General features: G+C 40.9%; 14 protein-coding genes. 8 read left to right on the top strand and 6 right to left on the bottom strand.

The window, feature by feature from the left end; genetic code table 11:
- Positions 1-12 precede the first annotated feature (12 nt).
- The 6 genes from MTF64_RS16635 (at position 13) to MTF64_RS16610 (ending at position 6,044) form a co-directional block, all read left to right on the top strand.
- The gene (locus MTF64_RS16635; protein ID WP_055252862.1) at positions 13-528 is read left to right on the top strand and encodes a hypothetical protein; all 516 of its coding nucleotides are present in this window, start codon (positions 13-15) and stop codon (positions 526-528) included.
- Positions 525-1,820, top strand: a complete 1,296-nt coding sequence (locus MTF64_RS20000) for a PelD GGDEF domain-containing protein (RefSeq protein WP_096739212.1) — start codon at positions 525-527, stop codon at positions 1,818-1,820. The genes MTF64_RS16635 and MTF64_RS20000 overlap by 4 nt, the downstream gene beginning before the upstream one ends.
- Positions 1,813-2,796 (top strand): HEAT repeat domain-containing protein, encoded by a 984-nt coding sequence (locus tag MTF64_RS16625; RefSeq protein WP_138684447.1) that lies wholly within the window; start codon positions 1,813-1,815, stop codon positions 2,794-2,796. Before MTF64_RS20000 ends, MTF64_RS16625 begins: the two co-directional genes overlap by 8 nt.
- Complete coding sequence (gene pelF / locus MTF64_RS16620; protein ID WP_248452046.1) at positions 2,789-4,306, top strand: GT4 family glycosyltransferase PelF; 1,518 nt, start codon at positions 2,789-2,791, stop codon at positions 4,304-4,306. The genes MTF64_RS16625 and pelF overlap by 8 nt, the downstream gene beginning before the upstream one ends.
- Complete coding sequence (pelG, locus tag MTF64_RS16615) at positions 4,294-5,658, top strand: exopolysaccharide Pel transporter PelG (RefSeq protein WP_248452045.1); 1,365 nt, start codon at positions 4,294-4,296, stop codon at positions 5,656-5,658. The genes pelF and pelG overlap by 13 nt, the downstream gene beginning before the upstream one ends.
- Before the next feature lie 68 nt (positions 5,659-5,726).
- The gene (locus MTF64_RS16610; protein WP_024033101.1) at positions 5,727-6,044 is read left to right on the top strand and encodes a hypothetical protein; all 318 of its coding nucleotides are present in this window, start codon (positions 5,727-5,729) and stop codon (positions 6,042-6,044) included.
- Between the two features lie 190 nt (positions 6,045-6,234).
- Here the strand turns inward: MTF64_RS16610 and MTF64_RS16605 are convergent, their stop codons facing one another.
- The 3 genes from MTF64_RS16605 to MTF64_RS16595 all read right to left on the bottom strand — a co-directional run bounded on the left by MTF64_RS16605 (position 6,235) and on the right by MTF64_RS16595 (position 9,757).
- Positions 6,235-7,236 (bottom strand): D-Ala-D-Ala carboxypeptidase family metallohydrolase, encoded by a 1,002-nt coding sequence (locus tag MTF64_RS16605; protein ID WP_024033102.1) that lies wholly within the window; start codon positions 7,234-7,236, stop codon positions 6,235-6,237.
- Between the two features lie 15 nt (positions 7,237-7,251).
- Positions 7,252-8,568 (bottom strand): L,D-transpeptidase family protein, encoded by a 1,317-nt coding sequence (locus MTF64_RS16600; RefSeq protein ID WP_248452044.1) that lies wholly within the window; start codon positions 8,566-8,568, stop codon positions 7,252-7,254.
- A gap of 211 nt (positions 8,569-8,779) precedes the next feature.
- On the bottom strand, positions 8,780-9,757 hold the full coding sequence (locus tag MTF64_RS16595) for a DNA topoisomerase IB (RefSeq protein ID WP_138684452.1): 978 nt from the start codon (positions 9,755-9,757) through the stop codon (positions 8,780-8,782).
- Between the two features lie 342 nt (positions 9,758-10,099).
- Here MTF64_RS16595 and MTF64_RS16590 point away from each other — a divergent pair, with 342 nt between their 5' ends.
- Together MTF64_RS16590 and purU are read left to right on the top strand one after the other, a co-directional pair.
- Positions 10,100-11,986 (top strand): hypothetical protein, encoded by a 1,887-nt coding sequence (locus MTF64_RS16590; protein ID WP_248452043.1) that lies wholly within the window; start codon positions 10,100-10,102, stop codon positions 11,984-11,986.
- 297 nt (positions 11,987-12,283) lie between these two features.
- The gene (gene purU / locus MTF64_RS16585; RefSeq protein WP_024033106.1) at positions 12,284-13,114 is read left to right on the top strand and encodes a formyltetrahydrofolate deformylase; all 831 of its coding nucleotides are present in this window, start codon (positions 12,284-12,286) and stop codon (positions 13,112-13,114) included.
- Positions 13,115-13,258: 144 nt separating this feature from the next.
- Here purU and MTF64_RS16580 read toward each other — a convergent pair whose 3' ends face one another.
- The 3 genes from MTF64_RS16580 to acs all read right to left on the bottom strand — a co-directional run bounded on the left by MTF64_RS16580 (position 13,259) and on the right by acs (position 17,858).
- On the bottom strand, positions 13,259-14,854 hold the full coding sequence (locus MTF64_RS16580; protein ID WP_248452042.1) for an AbgT family transporter: 1,596 nt from the start codon (positions 14,852-14,854) through the stop codon (positions 13,259-13,261).
- Between the two features lie 308 nt (positions 14,855-15,162).
- Positions 15,163-15,813 carry a response regulator transcription factor gene (locus tag MTF64_RS16575; protein WP_248452041.1) on the bottom strand — a complete coding sequence of 217 codons (651 nt, stop codon included), beginning with the start codon at positions 15,811-15,813 and terminating at the stop codon, positions 15,163-15,165.
- A gap of 104 nt (positions 15,814-15,917) precedes the next feature.
- Positions 15,918-17,858, bottom strand: coding sequence for an acetate--CoA ligase (acs, locus tag MTF64_RS16570; RefSeq protein ID WP_096739202.1), 1,941 nt, complete (start codon positions 17,856-17,858; stop codon positions 15,918-15,920).
- Positions 17,859-17,886: the final 28 nt, after the last annotated feature.

Below are 17,886 nucleotides of genomic sequence, written 5' to 3'. Positions count from 1 at the left end.
TTAGGAGAGAATATGTTTCGTTTAATCATACCGTGTTTGGTATTAGTGCTCAGTGCATGTACCACCAGCCGTGTGGCTGATGATGTAGAGCTAGGTCCATCAACTACCGTGGCTTTAATGCCTTTGGTAAATCATGCGCAAACCCCCTTAGCCGGTGAACGTGCAGAAGATATACTGGCAAGTATTTGGCAACAAAATAAGCTTCCTACGTTATTACGTGCACCGCGCAGTAACACTAAAGACCTTCCGCCACTTGACGATCAATACCGTCTTGATAACGCCATGCAGTGGTTAAGCACACAGCAAACAGATTATGTGTTATCAGGTAGCATAGAAGAATGGCGTTATAAAGCGGGCCTAGATGGCGAGCCGGTAGTCGCACTTACACTTAGCTTAACGGCTAAAGGTCAAACAACCCCACTTTGGACGGGCACTATCGCAAAAAGTGGCTGGGGGCGCGACAGTATTGCCGCGACTGCACAAGATGTCATCGCCGATTTAATTTCGTACATTGAGGTTAGTGAGTGAAAACACATTTTTTTCGACCAAGAGAGGTCCCTGAGCTACAAATTTGGGCTGAGGTAATTGTATTTACCGCGCTTGCAATTGTGCTGCCGGTTATATTTAACGCCGAAGACCCCTTTTGGACGGAAAATGGGTTTTCGTGGCCGGTACTTGGGCCGCTGTTAGTGGCTTTGCGCTATGGTTTTTCAAAAGGCTTTATAAGCATATTATGTTTATTAGCCGGGCAATTGCTGTTAAGCAAAAGCGAAGTATTAGCGCAACCTAACGAATTTAATATTAACGCCATGATTGGTTATTTAATTGTAATTATGATTGCTGGCGAATTCAGAGATGTATGGGAGCGCACTAATCAGCAGCAAAGCATTGAGCTTGAGTATGTAACTAACCGATTAGAAACCTTTACCCGCCAATACCATTTAATAAACTCATCCCACGACCGGATTGAGCAAATGTTAGCAGGTCATACTCTTAGCCTGCGCGAATCGCTCCAAGCGGTACGGGCCGTTATAGGGCAACTAACACAAAGACGCTTAGACAGTGCGGCAAATAGCATTTTAAACTTATTTGTTGAATATGGTTCCCTTGAAAAAGCAGCGCTTTATAAAGTAGAAAACAACACCATAATAGAGCAACCATTAGCAAGCATAGGTGCTATGGGCGAGCTAAATATGGAAGACCCCCTTATTAAAGCCATGTTTGAAGAGCGCGAGCTGGTTTCTGTTAAAGAGGTTAAAAATAAATTTAGCCAATACCATATTGCTATCCCACTGGTTGATATTAATAACACTATTTACGGGGTGATTTTAGTACAAAGCATTCAATTTTTTGCCCTTAAAAACACCACACTTACTTTGCTAGCTGTTATGGCCGGTAACATTGGCGATTTGCTGCGTCATGAAATTACCAATCCGGTAATGACCCCACAAGAAACCCCTTATTTTGTAAGGCAACTACGCAGGGCGAACAAAGAAGCTAAACGCTATAATATTCCCTCGCAGCTGCTTAAACTCAAAGCAATGCAAACAAGTGAAGAGTCGCGCCAATTATTAGAGTATTTAAGTGAAGCTCGCAGAGGTTTAGATATTTATCTTTACGATAGTGAAAACCACACACTTTTACTGCTTATGCCAATGGCAAGTGAACTGGACAAAAGTGGCTTTATATCGCGTATTAATACTTGGTGTATCGAGCACTTTGGTAAAACCGTTGAGCAACTGCAAATTAAAATAGAAGAACAAATGGCATTGCCTATAAGCAGCGAACACATCGCTAAGTTAGTTGCATCCCATGATTAAAATTATCGTTGCCACTTTTATTGGCTGTTTATGTGAATACTTTGCTTTTGCGCATATTTTAGATGCGCCTAACTGGCTGTTAATTGTTTTATTACATGGCATTGCTAGCCTGTGCTTTACCTTTGTAAGCCATGCTTTTATTCCTAACAAATACAAAACCACCTTAAAAAGTGGCTCAGCGCTGTTATTTTTACTGCTATTTACCTTGCCAGTATTTGGTATTTTAGGGGTGGTATTTGCCATTACTTTTGCCCTTAGTAAACCGCTTAAAAACAACGATATTGATATTGTAGAGCACAAGGTTCCTGCCCTGCCCTTTGAAGCAAGAAGTGTTTCAGCAACGCCTATTTACTCTATGGGTGGACTAAAAGCTATTTTAAAACACGCCAGTGAGCCAAATAAACGCCTAAGTGCAGTAATGGCTGCACGGCACATGAGCGATGCCCAAGCTATTCCTATACTCAAACTGGCTTTAAAAGACTTAGAAGATGATATTCGCTTACTTGCCTATTCAACTCTTGATAGCAAAGAAACTAAACTGAACGAAAAAATAAGCCAATGCCAGCACGCTATAGCCAATACCACGCAACAACCTAAATTGAGCAATCTGCAACGCCAACAAGCCGAGCTTTATTGGGAGCTTAGTTACTTAGGCTTAGCACAAGGCGCACTAAAAAAGTACGTACTAGAAAAAGCAGAAGCACTAACCTTAACAAGTATAAAGTTTAACCCTCAGCCAGCAAGCTATGTGTTTTTAGGGCGAATTCAACTTGCGCTCGGTAAATTAAATGAGGCGCAGCAAAGCTTAAATTTAGCCACGCAATTAGGCATGGCTAGGCGCCACGTACTACCTTATAAAGCCGAAGTCGCCTTTGGATTACACAATTACACAGACTGTCAGCGCTATCTCGAAGAGCTAGCACTACAGCCTAAAGGCTCTGAGTTACGCCATTTACAGGAGTATTGGCATGAGTGAAAAAAAAGCGGACATTTTACTCTTACTTGAAGGCACTTACCCTTATGTACGGGGCGGCGTATCGAGCTGGGTACATCAAATTATAGAAGGCCTGCCTCACTATAACTTTGAATTAGTGTTTGTTGGTGGCGCACCCGAACACTACGGCGACATTCAGTACACGTTACCGAGTAATGTGACTAAGCTGCATGTGCATTATTTAGTTACGCAACACAGTACAAAAATAAAAGCGAAACATGGCGTTAAATATAAAAAAGAACTGTTTGATTTTTGGCAGCTATTACAAGGGTATTTCCGTGACTGTAAAGACCCAATACCGCCGGAGTTGGTAAAGTTTGCCTTTGAAAATCTAGCTAAAAAAGACGGTATCAACGAAGCCGATTTTTTATACAGCGAGTCGTCGTGGCAGGTGCTGGCAAACTATTATTTAACCTATTGCGATGAATCGTCATTTATCGACTTTTTTTGGTCGTACAGAAATTTGTATAAACCACTGTTTAAAATAGCCGAAATAGCCCGTTCACTCCCCGATGTTAAACTTATTCATTCTATTTCGACAGGCTATGCTGGCATATTGGGCGCAGGTGCAAGCGTTATACACAACACGCCATTTTTGCTTACCGAGCACGGTATTTATACTAAAGAGCGTAAAATAGATTTAATACAGGCCAGCTGGATAAAAGAGTCTGAACAAAGCCTAGGTAAAAACCTAAATACTGAAATGGGCTTTATTCGCCGAATGTGGATCAGCTTTTTTGAGCAAATTGGCCGCACTACTTATCATCAAGCCGACAAAATCATCTCGCTTTATGAAGGGAATAGACAAAGGCAAATTAAAGATGGTGCCAGCGAAAGTAAAGCCTCGGTAGTGCCTAATGGTATAAAAACAAAACGCTTTGCTGATGCGCTTAACGCGAGACCTAAATCGGTCCCTATGGTGGTTGGGTTAATTGGCCGTGTAGTGCCAATTAAAGATATTAAAACCTTTATTCGTGCCATTAAAGAAGTCCAAGCCGAACTGCCAGACATAGAAGGTTGGATCATAGGCCCTTTTGAGGAAGACCCACAGTATTATAAAGAGTGCCAGCTACTAGTAAGCAGCCTAGATTTAGACAAAAACATTACGTTTACCGGCATGAAAAACATCGTCGAAATACTCCCAAAGCTAGGTATTGTTGCGTTGACTTCAATTTCTGAAGCTCAACCATTAGTGCTGCTTGAAGCAATGGCTGCAGGCGTACCTGTACTTGCAAGTGACGTGGGCTCGTGCCGAGAAATAATAGAAGGGGCAAGCGAGGAAGATAGGGCCCTTGGTAAAGCTGGCGAAGTAGTTTCTATTGCCTCACCCAGCGAAACCGCACAGCAAATAATCACCCTATTGGAAAATGAGCAAACATGGTATCAGTACCAACAAAACGGCCTCAACCGTGTTAAAACATACTACGACGAGAGCCATATGTTTGCCCGCTACGATAAACTTTACAAGGATACAATCGCATGGCCGGAATAGGTTTTGAGATACGTAAAATTCTCAAAAAAAACACCCTACTCTCTGTTTTTGAAGCATACGGTTATGCGGGATTAATAGGCTCAGGCCCTTGGCTGCTTTCTATCATTGCGCTCATGCTAATTGGTATTTTAAGCCTAGGTGTCGTGCTGCCAAAAGTATTAATTATTCAGTTTTTAACGCTTATTACGTATATGATGGCAGCGTCCCTTATATTAACCGGCGGTCTGCAGCTATTATTAACGCGTTTTGTTGCCGATCTGTTTTTTCAAAAAAAGGACGAGCAGGTACTGCCTAATTTACTTGGCGCGCAGCTTGTTACCACCCTTGCCGCATTACTGATCGGCTTAGCTGTATGGCCAATACTACCGCTACCTGTTGTGACTAAAATAATAATATTAGGGGCGTTTGTAAGCTTATGTAACCAATGGCTTGGCGCTATATTTTTGTCGGGAATGAAGGAGTACCGACTTATTTTAGTGACCATGTTAAGCGGTTACAGCTTTATGGTGTTACTGGCATTTTTACTGCGCGACTGGCAAATAGACGGGTTGTTTTTTGCTTTTTTTGCCGGTGAAGCTCTGCTCTTTTTTAGCTTTTTGTTTATGATTATTCGTCGCTACCCTGGCGGTAAACTCATTAGTTTTGATTTTTTAAACAACAAAAAAGTGTATTACAGCCTATTTTTTTGTGGGCTTTTTTACAACATAGGCGTGTGGGCCGATAAAATTATTTTTTGGTACTCCCCCGCTACCTCTATTCAAATTATAGGCACATTAAGAGCAAGCCCTATTTACGACTTGCCTATATTTTTAGCCTATTTAACCATTATTCCAGGAATGGCGGTATTTTTAGTCAGAATGGAAACAGACTTTGTAGAACAATACGACCGTTTTTATACCGCCATTAGAGGTGGCTCATCGCTAGAAGAAATTTTTTACCTAAAAGATAAAATGGTGCAAACAGCGCAAGGCGGCCTTTACGATATATTTAAAATCCAAGGTATAACCGTTGCGTGCTTATTACTGTGGGGCGAGCAAATACTGACCTTTATAGGCATAGACCCTAACTATAAAACATTACTGTTTATTGATGTGGTGGGTGTAGGTGTACAGGTTATATTTTTGTCTATCTTAAATATTTTATTTTACTTAGATAAGCGTACCACCGTATTATTTTTATCTGGGCTGTTTTTGTTTATCAATATCGTATTTACGATTGCCTCAATTGCATTAGGGCCACAGTTTTATGGTTACGGTTTTGCGCTCTCGACCATAATTACATCTGTAATTGGTCTTTATTGGCTATCAAAACAATTTGAAGAGCTTGAGTACGAAACTTTTATGCTGCAGTAGCACCGCCGTACCATTAATGGTAACTTACAAAAGTAAAGCTAACTTTAATTAAAAAGGATTTATCTTTAATGAAAAAAGGAATAACCACGCGCTTTAATATCTTTGCAACCATAGCTTTGTGGGCTATTAGCTTGTTGTATACGTTAATGACGTTTGATGTAGGGAATGCATATCAAAGGAATAGCCTTATTGATATTTATATACAAACATTCACAGTAAAAATGGTGCTACTGCTAGCAATGTGGATTATAAGCGCCTGTATTTTGTCGGCACTATTTAAAGAAGTTTGGAACCGTTTAATTTCAGACATCTTCAACCTTCGCTTAATTGGTTTGAACGAGTCTTATACCTTATGTGTTTTAATAACATGGCTGTTATTGAGTTAAATCTTTGCTCTTAAATTTTGAGTAAAAGGTAAAAGGTAAAAGGTAAAAGGTAAAAGGTAAAAGGTAAAAGGTAAAAGGTAAAAGGTAAAAGGTAAAAGGTAATCAATATTTAACAATGACCTGCTTAGTATTGGCAAAAAAATTGCCAATACTTTTTATGCTAACGTGATTACTAACCATGAAACATATATTACTTACTCACCCAGCGCGCTTTAAAACCACGCGTATCAACATGTATAAATGCACCGCGATGCGATTTTGGCCCGTAAACACCTAAACCGCCAAGTAAGCCTTTAAATGATTCTCGCTTAGCGAGCGACTCCACTATACCAGCCATAGCTTGTGCATCACCAATAGAGTGCTTGCCGTCTTTGTTTATATCATCCATACGGTAGTCGCCATCGTTATCTATAAATATATCGGCAGCGTCGCCAAACACATGGCGGCTAAGCTTTACGTTACCAATGGCTTTGTTGTAATAAGGGGTGCGGTAACCGCTCATTACCACCATATTTTTAACCGGTATGTTTTCTAAAATCAGCTCTTTGCGTATTTTTTCAAGTTTAAGTAACAACTTATTTTGTAAAAATAAGTATTTAGGGTGCTTACTTCGTTGCTTACTCACAAATTCTTTAAGAGAAAAATGCGGTGATATTTTTATATTTTCGTTCTCTGGGGTCACCTTTACAAAACCATCGGGCACTATGTAATGCTTACTATCTTTAATTTGTGAGGGCGTTGGGTAATGGCCAATGTGGTAATATTTAAGCTTTCCACCTTGTACTTCATCTGCAGGTACTTTAACAAACACATTAATTGTCATACGTTGCTTTTTGTCGGGGGATTCAATAATTACCCGTGTTAAGCCAGGCTTTTTAGGCGCCTGCCACTGCCAGCGGTTTGTATCAGTTAAGGTGGCGTTGCTATGGTTATTAATAAATGAATAGGGTCGTTTTGATTGTGCGTAAAGCACTTCAAATTCAACTGCCTCATTAGGCATCACAAATACAGAAAACACCGAATACGGCATTACTATGTCGTTAATTTTTAGGCTAAACTCTGCATCTTCAAAATTTGCTTTATTTTGAATATCAACGCTTGGGTGTGCTTTTTTCACGGGCTCGGCGGCATAACTACCTACGCTTACGCAAAGCGCTAATATGCCCCCTAAAATACACGGTATAAACGGCATAAATCCTCTCATAGTCTATTTAATCAATGCAGCAATGACTGACTGATCTTCGTTTTTAAGTAATGCTTTTGCGTCGTGTTGATAAATATCGTCTCTAAAATTAACGAGCATGTCTTCATCAACCCACGCCGTCCAATACACTAAATGAATAGGTAAGGGCTCATTTAAATAAAAAGTTTGAGTGGTATCGGTATCTCTGGCTTTATCCACTTGCTTAAGGGTGCGCTCTTCACCTTGGTGCTTAATTATTTCACGCGCCAATGAAAATGGCTCTTCAACCCTTATACAGCCATGTGATAACGCACGCTGCGCTTGGTTAAAACGCTGCTTTGCTGGAGTATCGTGAACATAAATGGCTTCAGGATTTGGAAACAGATATTTCACTTCGCCAAGTGGGTTTTCATCCCCTGCCCGCTTAACTAAAAAGTGATCAAACTGATAGGGCTTAATAGCCTGCCAATCAATATTACTGGGGTTAACTGTTTTAGAATCTAGGTAGCTGTTTTTTCTAACTTCGATATTATTTTTAGCAAGGTACTGAGGATCTTTTGCCACCTTTGGTGCTATTTCTTTGGTTGCAATAGAGGTTGGTATGCGCCACTCAGGGTTTACTACAAATTTTTCGATTTCGTCACTAAAGGCAGGTGTTTCCCAACTCGGCTTACCCACAATAACGTTATTTTGTAGTTTTACTTCGCCTGCTTTTACATAGCGCAATGTGTACTCAGGTATGTTTACATACACATACTGCGAATCACTTGAGCCTGCGAAGTTAGTTATGCGGTAAAAGTTAAGCTTTAATTTAGCCAATTTTTTCTTAGCGGGTACATTAAGCTTAGCTAAGGTGCGCTTTCCTACTCGCCCATCAACCTTTAAACCGTGGCGACGCTGAAACTGTTGCACAGCCTGCTCAATGGTTTTATCAAATGTGCACATTGCGGTGTCACATACATTGCTGGTTAAGTCACGCTCTTGATACAAACGCAGCGCCAACTGACTCACCGCTTTACTAGTGCTGCCAAGTTCAAGCAACTCATTAGTGTATAAAGGGGTAAACCCGCCACTGTTAACTATTTCTGTGTACCAGTTAATTGCTTTTTCGGTGCGCGCTATTAACTGTGCTGCATTTTGATCAAAATAATAATCGCCATTTTGCAATTGTTGTTGCGAGTTGTAAGTGGTTAATGAAGAGTTGGCAAGTGCCACACTTTCAAGATCTGCAGTGCCTAGCGCTTGCCCTGTTAGCATGGTGCTAACGCAGCCTGCGAGCGTAGCGTGTAACGTAATGTGTTTTACCTTTGTAGACAATGCCTTTGAAAATAACCCCTTCACTTTGTACCTCCTCGCTAAATATCATTGATAAATGCTTTTGTACTTACTGCTTAACAGTAATTTGAAGGTGCAATGCAGGTGCCAAAATAAAATAAAAGCACAACACACTGAAATTTAATAACTTTTTAAACTTTTACATGGTAATTAAAAAACACTTCAACTACGCAATTATGTAATTTGGTTGCTGTAGTGTGTAAAGTTGCTATAGCAATTAGTCTTTTAAAAAGGCTAAAAAGCCACGCTCATAACGACTCAAGTATTTTGTTTTTCGCGGTAAAGAAAGCGACTCTCGCCACGCTGTTTGGGTTTGTTCATCCTCTTTACACAAGGCAATTAAATCCGGGTGAACATACGATTTACGGGCAATAGCGGGCGTATTACCTAGCTGCTCAGACACACTCTCGAGCATACTCTTTAAACTAAGTGCGCCTTTTGCTTTTACAAGTTGCTTAAAGGCAATAACACTGGCTCGCCAGGTTCTAAAGTGCTTAGCGCTAAAGTCCTCACCCATTATTTGTTGAATATACTGGTTAATTTCACTAGAGGTTACGTTTGTGCGCTCGCCATCGCTTATATATTGAAACAAATGCTGACCGGGTAAATCTTGTAGGTCTTTAATTACATGGCTAAGCACTCTGTCGGTTATGTTTACCTCGCGCTCTTTGCCCGATTTAGCCCGATACCGTAGCTGTATATTTTTACCCGTAAGCTTAGCATGGCGATTGCGCAGGGTTGTGGCGCCAAAACTTTTGTTTTGCTTTACATTTCGCTCGTTACCTACCCGCAATGCACCTAAGTCCATAAGCCTAACTACCGCAGCTAATGTGCGCTCTACGCTGAGCTCATCCCCTTGTAAATCGTTTTCTAAACGGGCACGCAGTAATGGCAGCTTATTGCCAAACACCCCACAGGCTTGGTATTTTTTCGCCTCTTGTTGAGCTCTAAAGTCTTCATGGTAACGGTATTGCTTACGGCCTTTACTATCTATCCCCGTTGCTAAAATATGGCCATTTTCTTCAGGGCAAAACCAAGCATTTTTGTAGGCGGGAGGAAACGCTAACGCATTTAAACGATCAATCACTTTTTGATCGGTAATTTGCTTTCCTATTGGGTCAAAGTACAGCCACGTTTTGTTTTTACGCTTACGGGTTATACCGGGTAAATTATCATCTACGTAGATTAGTTTCATTTATGCTCCTAGCAACTTAAACCACCATCAATAAATGTATCACTGTAAAATAACCTTAAACTGAACAACGTTATTGATATATAATCAAAAATTGAACAATAATATAAAAATCCGTTTAGTTTAATTACCTGCTTAAGTATATAAACTGCACCTTTTGGTACCGTTTAGCTATGCTCATTTTTGGCCAAAATATACACGGATAATAATACCAACTCGCTTAATTGATTAGTCTATTTGAGCCCGGAAAACATAGCTAACACTAGGTTTGCCCCCGCAAATGATTAACTATTATTGCAAAACTGGTACCCCCTTAAATAATGTGCTGTTTACAAGGAGCATACAATGGCATTTGATTATGGTTCTATTGATCTTGGGTTAAAAAACCCCTTTAAGTTGGAAGGTAAAGTAACCGCGCTAAGAGGTATTATCGAGTCGGTAGCAGGCGTAAGTTTACTTGTTATAGCTGCAAGCTCGGTGAAAGAAAGTACCACCGCAGGCTGGATTTTAATGCTATTTGGCATGTTTATTTTAGCGCTGGGTATTCGCTCTTTATCGTCAGGTATTTATGCTACCTTAAAATACTTTGTAGGCAGAAACCACCCTACATCGCTTGCGTATAATTTTAGTAAGTCTGAGAGCTCTACCGCGCAAGAAGAAAAAAAAGAAGTAGCCTATAACGCCCAATCACTCGAAGAAATGCTGGTTGGTCGTAAAAACAGTACCTTTAAAGAGCCTAACGGATTTTTATCTCGTTTGTTACACAGCTTAATTCCCAAACTGTTATTTTTACCTTACCCAATTCGAAATGTTGCGCAGCGATTATTTGGCTCATGGGTGAGCACGCTTGTTGCCTTAATTGCTTATGGGCTTGTAGCGTTTGTTTCGCTGTCGGGCTTTACTGGGGAAGCTGGCGAATTAGCCTTTCCGGTTTACAGTGCTATTTTAATGTTTTATGTGCTTTTTTCTTGGCGCTCAAGTAGCAAACCTATCTCTCGCAATGCTGAAAGAAACATTGAAGCGCTGGGAGGCGGTACATTAGCTAAAATTATTTCGTTGTCGTTTATTTTGCCTATTGTTATTGGCCTTTCTATGTCGTGGCTAATGCAAGAGCAACATATCAGCAAACAAGAAATAGACGCGTGGATGGCACAACTGCCAAACTTGCATGCTGGCATATACCTCATTGCCATTATTATATTAGCAACGTTAAGCTGCGCATTAGTATTTACAATGATCAAAGCACGCTTAAACGCAGTGACCCCTACCGCCGAAGTGTCAGAATTACGTGAAAACTGGCAAGAGTCTGTTCACCCTGATGAAGTATTTATAAACCTTGATAATCTTGTCATGGCAAATAGACGCTACAAAGAAGTGCCTAATAGAGTTTACCGCGAGCTAGACCCAAAACTGCAAGAGCAAATAGAGGGTAAAGGCGGTTTTAAAGGCGAAATGATTCAAGAGGTTCAGCCTAAACTACACGCTATGGAGCTAGGTAAAAACTTTACCCTAGCCAGGTTAGTCGCGCTAATAAGTGCTAATTTACTTTATATTGTGGCGTTAGCATTAACAGTGTTGTTAGCCTATTCATTAATAGATATTTATTACTACATAGATAGCGCTAATATTAATAATTTACAGCAAGCGTTTAATAATCAAAACGTTATACAGTTTAGTAGCTTACTAATGAGCAGTGTTCATATTTTAATAATAGCAGTGATTATTAAAGCCTTTGCTCGTTTATTGGCTAACTGTGCTCATTTATTTTTTGCCGAAATGCAGTTTGAATCATTACTTGTGTACTTTAAGTGCGAAGGTACATTTACCGAATCTAAAATTTCAACGGGGACAGGTATTCACGACAGCACCCGCTCAGAAAACACCTTAGTGCGCAGCAGTATCACGCCATGGGTCATTGTCTCTCGTGTTATTACGAGCACGTTTGCTGCCACCGGTATGAAAAACCTTGAGCATCCTCGCCATATAATGGAAATGCACAAAGATGAAGGTCAATTACAAGCCATTAAAAATGATGTAATTGCCTTTCTAAAAGACCGCGAATCGATTGCTTCAATTACCAGTGAGCGCGATTTAGGCAATGCATCGCAAATACATCAATTAAACCAACAAACCCGTGCAATACCTACTCAGCAAGCAATAACAAAAGAGGATGAAGAGGCCGCTGGTTACCTAAGGCAAGAAGAGAACTTAACACCAGAGCCTAAAGCTTAATAATCGCTTTGCTATATTTGTAAAAGCTAAACTGCGCCGCGGTTTGTAATCTAGGCAACTAGGTTACAAACCGTGCGCGCACTAAATACTTACCACCAAACCTTTTTTAAATACCCGCTTGTTAAAATTTATGGTGTTTATCTGCCTTATTATTAACGTATTTTTAATTATCCTTCACTTTATTGAATCATTTATACCTATTTGACCGATTAATTCTAAATTTACGCATAAAGCCCTTGCTTTATGCGTTAAAAACCAAATAATGAAGCAATTATAAACTGGGTAAGAATGAGGAAAATGAGCTATATACTAACCACCCAATGTGCCGACGATGTAGGCCTAATTGCCAAAATTACAGGGCTTTGCCACGCGCACAATTTAAATATTACACGTAATAACGAATTTGTAGATAAAGACGCCAAGCGCTTTTTTATGCGCACTGAACTAACCGGCGAGCCACAAAGTGACTTTTTATCGCAATTACGCGCTTTATTACCTGAGGGTGCACAACTTGCTCTACATGATGATACAAAAACTAAAGTGGTACTGCTTGCAACAAAAGAAGCACATTGCTTAGGGTCTGTATTACTTAAACAGTTTGAGCAAGCGTTAAATATTGAAGTATTAGCTGTGATTGCCAACTACCCAGATTTAGAGCCATTAGCAAAAGGCTTTGATGTGCCTTTTCATGTTGTTTCGCACGTAGGCCTAAGTCGCGCCGAGCATGATGAAAAAGTAGGTGATTTAATTGCCTCTTATAACCCTGACATTATTGGCTTGGCAAAATATATGCGCATACTAAGCCCTGAATTTGTGGGTCGCTTTGAGAACAAAATTATTAATATTCACCACTCGTTTTTACCGGCCTTTATTGGCGCTAAACCGTATCATCAAGCATTTGAGCGCGGCGTAAAAATTATTGGTGCAACGGCTCACTTTGTAAATAATGAGCTAGATGAAGGCCCTATTATTTTACAAGACGTCACCAGCGTAACGCACGCTAATACCGCTGAAATGATGGCTAAAATGGGTAAAGACGTAGAAAAAACCGTGTTTAGTAAAGCCTTACAACTAGCTTCTGAACACAAACTATTTATTAACGGTAATAAAACCGTGGTATTTAGCTAAGACCCCTTTTTACATACTATAAAGCCAGCAACAGGGTTTCCCCCTTTTGCTGGCTTTTTATGCCTAACAGCTTAATTAGAGTCAGATATTAGCTGTGCTGTGTTTTATCCGACACCGTATTTAATTGTAAATTGGCATCCACCATTAAGGTGTGTAATAAATAGGTGACTCAGGCCCTACTGGCAAGCCTAAAGCAAACACCCATACGTAAAATAAAATGACCCAACCGATAAAAAACACAATACTGTATGGCAGCATAGTGGCCACTAACGTTCCTATACCCATGTCTTTTTTATATTTAACTGCCACCGCTAAAATTAAGCCAAAATAGCTCATCATTGGGGTGATTAAGTTAGTCACAGAGTCACCAATACGATACGCCGCTTGAATGGTTTCTGGCGCGTAACCAATAAGCATAAGCATAGGCACAAAAATAGGGGCTGTAATCGCCCACTGCGCCGATGACGAGCCTAAACTCAAGTTAACCATTGCACACATTAATATAAACAATACAAATACTTCTGGGCCAGTAAGGTTTAACGCTTGTAATAGTGCTGCACCATTAATTGCCAAAATAGTGCCTAAATTAGTCCATTTAAAAAAGGCCACAAACTGGGCTGCAAAAAATACTAATACTATATATAAACCCATTGAGCTCATGCTTTTGCTCATTGCGTTAATAATGTCTTTATCGTTTTTCATGCTGCCAACAACACGCCCGTAAACAAAGCCTGGCACACTAAAAGTTACAAATATAATTGCGACTATTCCTTTTAAAAAAGGCGAGCCTGCCACTTGGCCTGTATCTGGGTGGCGTAAAATGCCATCGGCAGGAATAATCGTCCAAGCAAATAACGACAGCACCACTAATAGAGCAACGCCCGCCCATTTTAGACCGGTTTTTTCTAACGCGGTAAGTGTATCAATATTGTTTTGTGACAAGTCGATACTGGCTTCATCGGGGTTATATTTACCTAAACGCGGCTCTACTATTTTTTCGGTTACGAGTGTACCCAGTGCGGCAATAAGTAATACTGATATCATCATGAAATACCAGTTAGCCTCGGCGCCAACCTCGTACGTTGGGTCAATCATTTGTGCTGCAGGCGTAGTTATACCTGCTAATAATGGGTCTATTGTGCCAAGTAGTAAATTAGCGCTATAGCCGCCAGAAACACCGGCAAAGGCAGCCGCTAAGCCAGCTAAAGGGTGGCGCCCCAAACTATGAAATATCATGGCTGCAAGCGGAATTAACACCACATAGCCAAGCTCAGAAGCTGTGTTAGACATTATGGCCGCAAACACCACCATAAAGGTAACTAAACGCTTTGACGCGCCCATAACCATGCCTCGCATAGCAGCAGAGAGTAGCCCTGAATGCTCTGCAACACTTACCCCAAGTAGTGCCACTAAAACAGTGCCTAAAGGCGCAAAACCGGTAAAGTTAGTAACCAAGCCAGCCATGATACGCTGTAGCCCCTCAGCACTGAGTAAACTAACAACTTCAATTACTCCATCAGGCGCACGCCCTGCTGCCCCAATCGGTCTTGGGTCAATTGCGCTTAGCCCAAACCAATCGGCAATACCACTTATTAGCACAATTGAAACCGCAAATATCGCAAATAAAGTAATGGGATGAGGAAGCATATTTCCTAAAAACTCAACGGTTGCTAAAAAGCGATTAAATAAGCCGTTATTGTCTTTAGGTTGATTATTAGGTGAGTGTGTGGAGTCTGTCATACTTGGCTCTATAAATTACAAAATTGCGCTAACCTAGCATTGTTTGCAAAAGAGATCATGTATAAAAGGTAAATGACGTGTAGGTTTTAAGTTTAAAAAGCGCTGCTTGAGTGTATTGGCTTTTGTGGATTGAAGTTTTTTCAGTCTTGCCATATCACCCAGAGCAGCGCATATCTGGTATTTGTAAGCGCTTATCACCTATTAACAGGCAATAAGCACATTAGCTAGGCACGGCTTTGCCTAAACACCAAACATACGGCTGTAAATTTATTTTTAAACGATAAACAGATTTTAGCGCTTTTAATATTTTAAGCTTGCTCTATTGGTTCTAGCTGTAATTTAGCTGCAATAAGAACGGCTTGGGTACGGTTATAAACGCCAAGTTTTCTAAAAATTGCGGTAATGTGTGCTTTGACTGTTGCCTCAGAAATATGTAGTTCGTACGCTATTTGCTTATTTAGTAACCCTTCATGAAGGTATTGCAATACACGATATTGCTGCGGCGTTAACGATGCAACCTGCGCGGCAATTTCTCTGTCTTCTCCTTCTATTTCGGCTACTTTATTTTTTAACTCTTTTGGAAGCCACGTATCGCCTTCAAGTATTTGGTTTATAGCATTAGCAATATTATCTGAAGATGATGACTTAGGAATAAAGCCCATTGCGCCATAACCCATTACCTTAGACACTATGTTGATGTCTTCACTTCCTGAGACAACCGCTATGGGTAAGCATGGGTAGTCTTCGCGAATGCGGATCAGGCCATATAAATCGCCATTACCTGGCATGTGTAAATCTAGCAGTAATATATCAAGATCTTCTTGTTCGCTAAGTACTTGCAGTGTGCTGTCAAAATCTGATGATTCAAATACCTCTAAATCGTCAAACTTAGCACTTAATGCTCCTTTTAGTGCCTCGCGAAATAACGGATGATCATCCGCTATTAAAAACTGACTCATGGTTCGCTCCTAATAAATTCGGCTGCCAATAAGGTATAAAGTACTTACTGACAGCCGATATACTACGTTTAGAATCAACTTGTAATCAAGTTTTTAACGCGCATTTAACGATTTAATCGGTTTTCTATGAGCTCATCTACCACGGTTGGGTCTGCAAGTGTTGATGTGTCCCCTAGCTGTTGATGTTCATTTGCGGCTATTTTACGTAAAATTCGACGCATAATCTTACCTGAACGCGTTTTTGGTAAGCCAGGCGACCATTGAATCATATCAGGGGAAGCTATTGGGCTTAGCTCTTTACGTACCCAATTACGGACTTGAGTTGTCAGCTCATCACTTACAGTAACGCCTTCATTTGGCGTAATGTAAACATAAATACCTTGGCCTTTAATATCATGCGGATAACCTACTACGGCGGCCTCTGCTACAGCTTCGTGAGCAACCAGCGCGCTTTCTATTTCAGCGGTACCTAAGCGATGCCCTGATACATTAAGCACGTCATCAACACGCCCTGTGATCCAGTAATAGCCATCTTCATCACGACGACAGCCGTCACCTGTAAAGTAAACACCGGGGTAAGCACTAAAATAGGTTTGTTCAAAACGTTCGTGGTCGCCATAAACAGTACGCGCTTGTGAAGGCCAGCTATCTAATATCACTAAATTACCGTCAACGGCACCTTCTAGTGTATTACCCTCTGCATCAAATAGAGCCGGCGCAATACCAAAAAACGGATGCGTTGCTGAACCTGGCTTAGTTTGGGTGGCACCAGGCAGTGGGGTGATCATAATGCCGCCCGTTTCGGTTTGCCACCACGTATCTACGATTGGGCAATTAGCATTACCAATATTTTCGTAATACCACGTCCATGCTTCAGGGTTGATGGGTTCTCCCACCGAGCCTAAAATGCGTAAACTTTGACGATTAGATGACGCGGTTGGCTCATCGCCTTTGGCCATTAACGCTCGAATAGCGGTTGGTGCAGTATATAAAATGGTTACGCCGTGCTTATCAATCACCTCACCCATGCGCCCTGCGGTTGGGTAGGTAGGCACACCTTCAAATACCACTTGCGTACAGCCATTAACCAGTGGGCCATAAGCAATATAGCTGTGGCCGGTGATCCAACCTACATCGGCGCTACACCAATATACGTCGTCCTCTTGTAAATCAAATACGTATTCGTGGGTCATTGATGAGTAAACTAAGTAACCCCCTGTAGTATGCACAACCCCTTTTGGTTGGCCAGTAGAGCCCGAAGTATATAAAATAAAAAGTGGATCTTCTGCATTCATTGGCTCCGGTTCGCACTGCGCCGGTTGGTCAGCTACAAGCTCATGCCACCAAATATCGTGCTCGTTCCAATCAACTTCGCCACCGGTTAGCTGATGTACAATAACGTGTTCAATGCTTGTCACCGACTCTTGTGCTACGGCTTCATCAACATTCGCTTTTAAAGGAACACAATTACCAGCTCGGCGGCCTTCATCGGATGTGATCACCACTTTAGCGCCTGAGTCTTTAATTCGATCTGCAATGGCAGAGGGAGAAAAACCACCAAATACAACCGAGTGAATAGCACCAATACGTGCACAGGCCTGCATGGCGTAAATGGCTTGCGGCGTCATCGGCATATAAATAGCAACTCGGTCACCTTTTTGTACACCCAGTTTTTTTAAACCATTAGCAAAGCGCGCCACTTCATCATGTAATTGTTGGTAGGTAATGTTTTCACTTTGGTTTGGGTTGTCTCCTTCCCAAATAAGCGCAACTTTATCGGCTTTGGTTTTTAAATGGCGGTCAATACAGTTATAAGAGGCATTTAAAACGCCATCTTCGTACCATTTTATATCGATATGGCCTTTATCAAATGAGGTGTTTTTTACTTTAGTATACGGAGTAAACCAATCTAAGCGCTGGCCATGTTCACGCCAAAACCCTTGTGGGTCATCAATCGACTGTTTGTAGAGCTTATTATATTTTTCGTTATCAACTAACGTCGTTTTTTCAATATGTGCAGGAACAGGATAGATACTTTGTGACATCTCAGTCTCCATTTTAATAACTTGCCAT

Origin of the sequence: Pseudoalteromonas sp. 2CM41L, from assembly GCF_023161905.1 — a bacterium.
GTDB lineage: Bacteria > Pseudomonadota > Gammaproteobacteria > Enterobacterales > Alteromonadaceae > Pseudoalteromonas > Pseudoalteromonas atlantica.
This window is presented reverse-complemented; position numbering and strand designations above follow the sequence as displayed.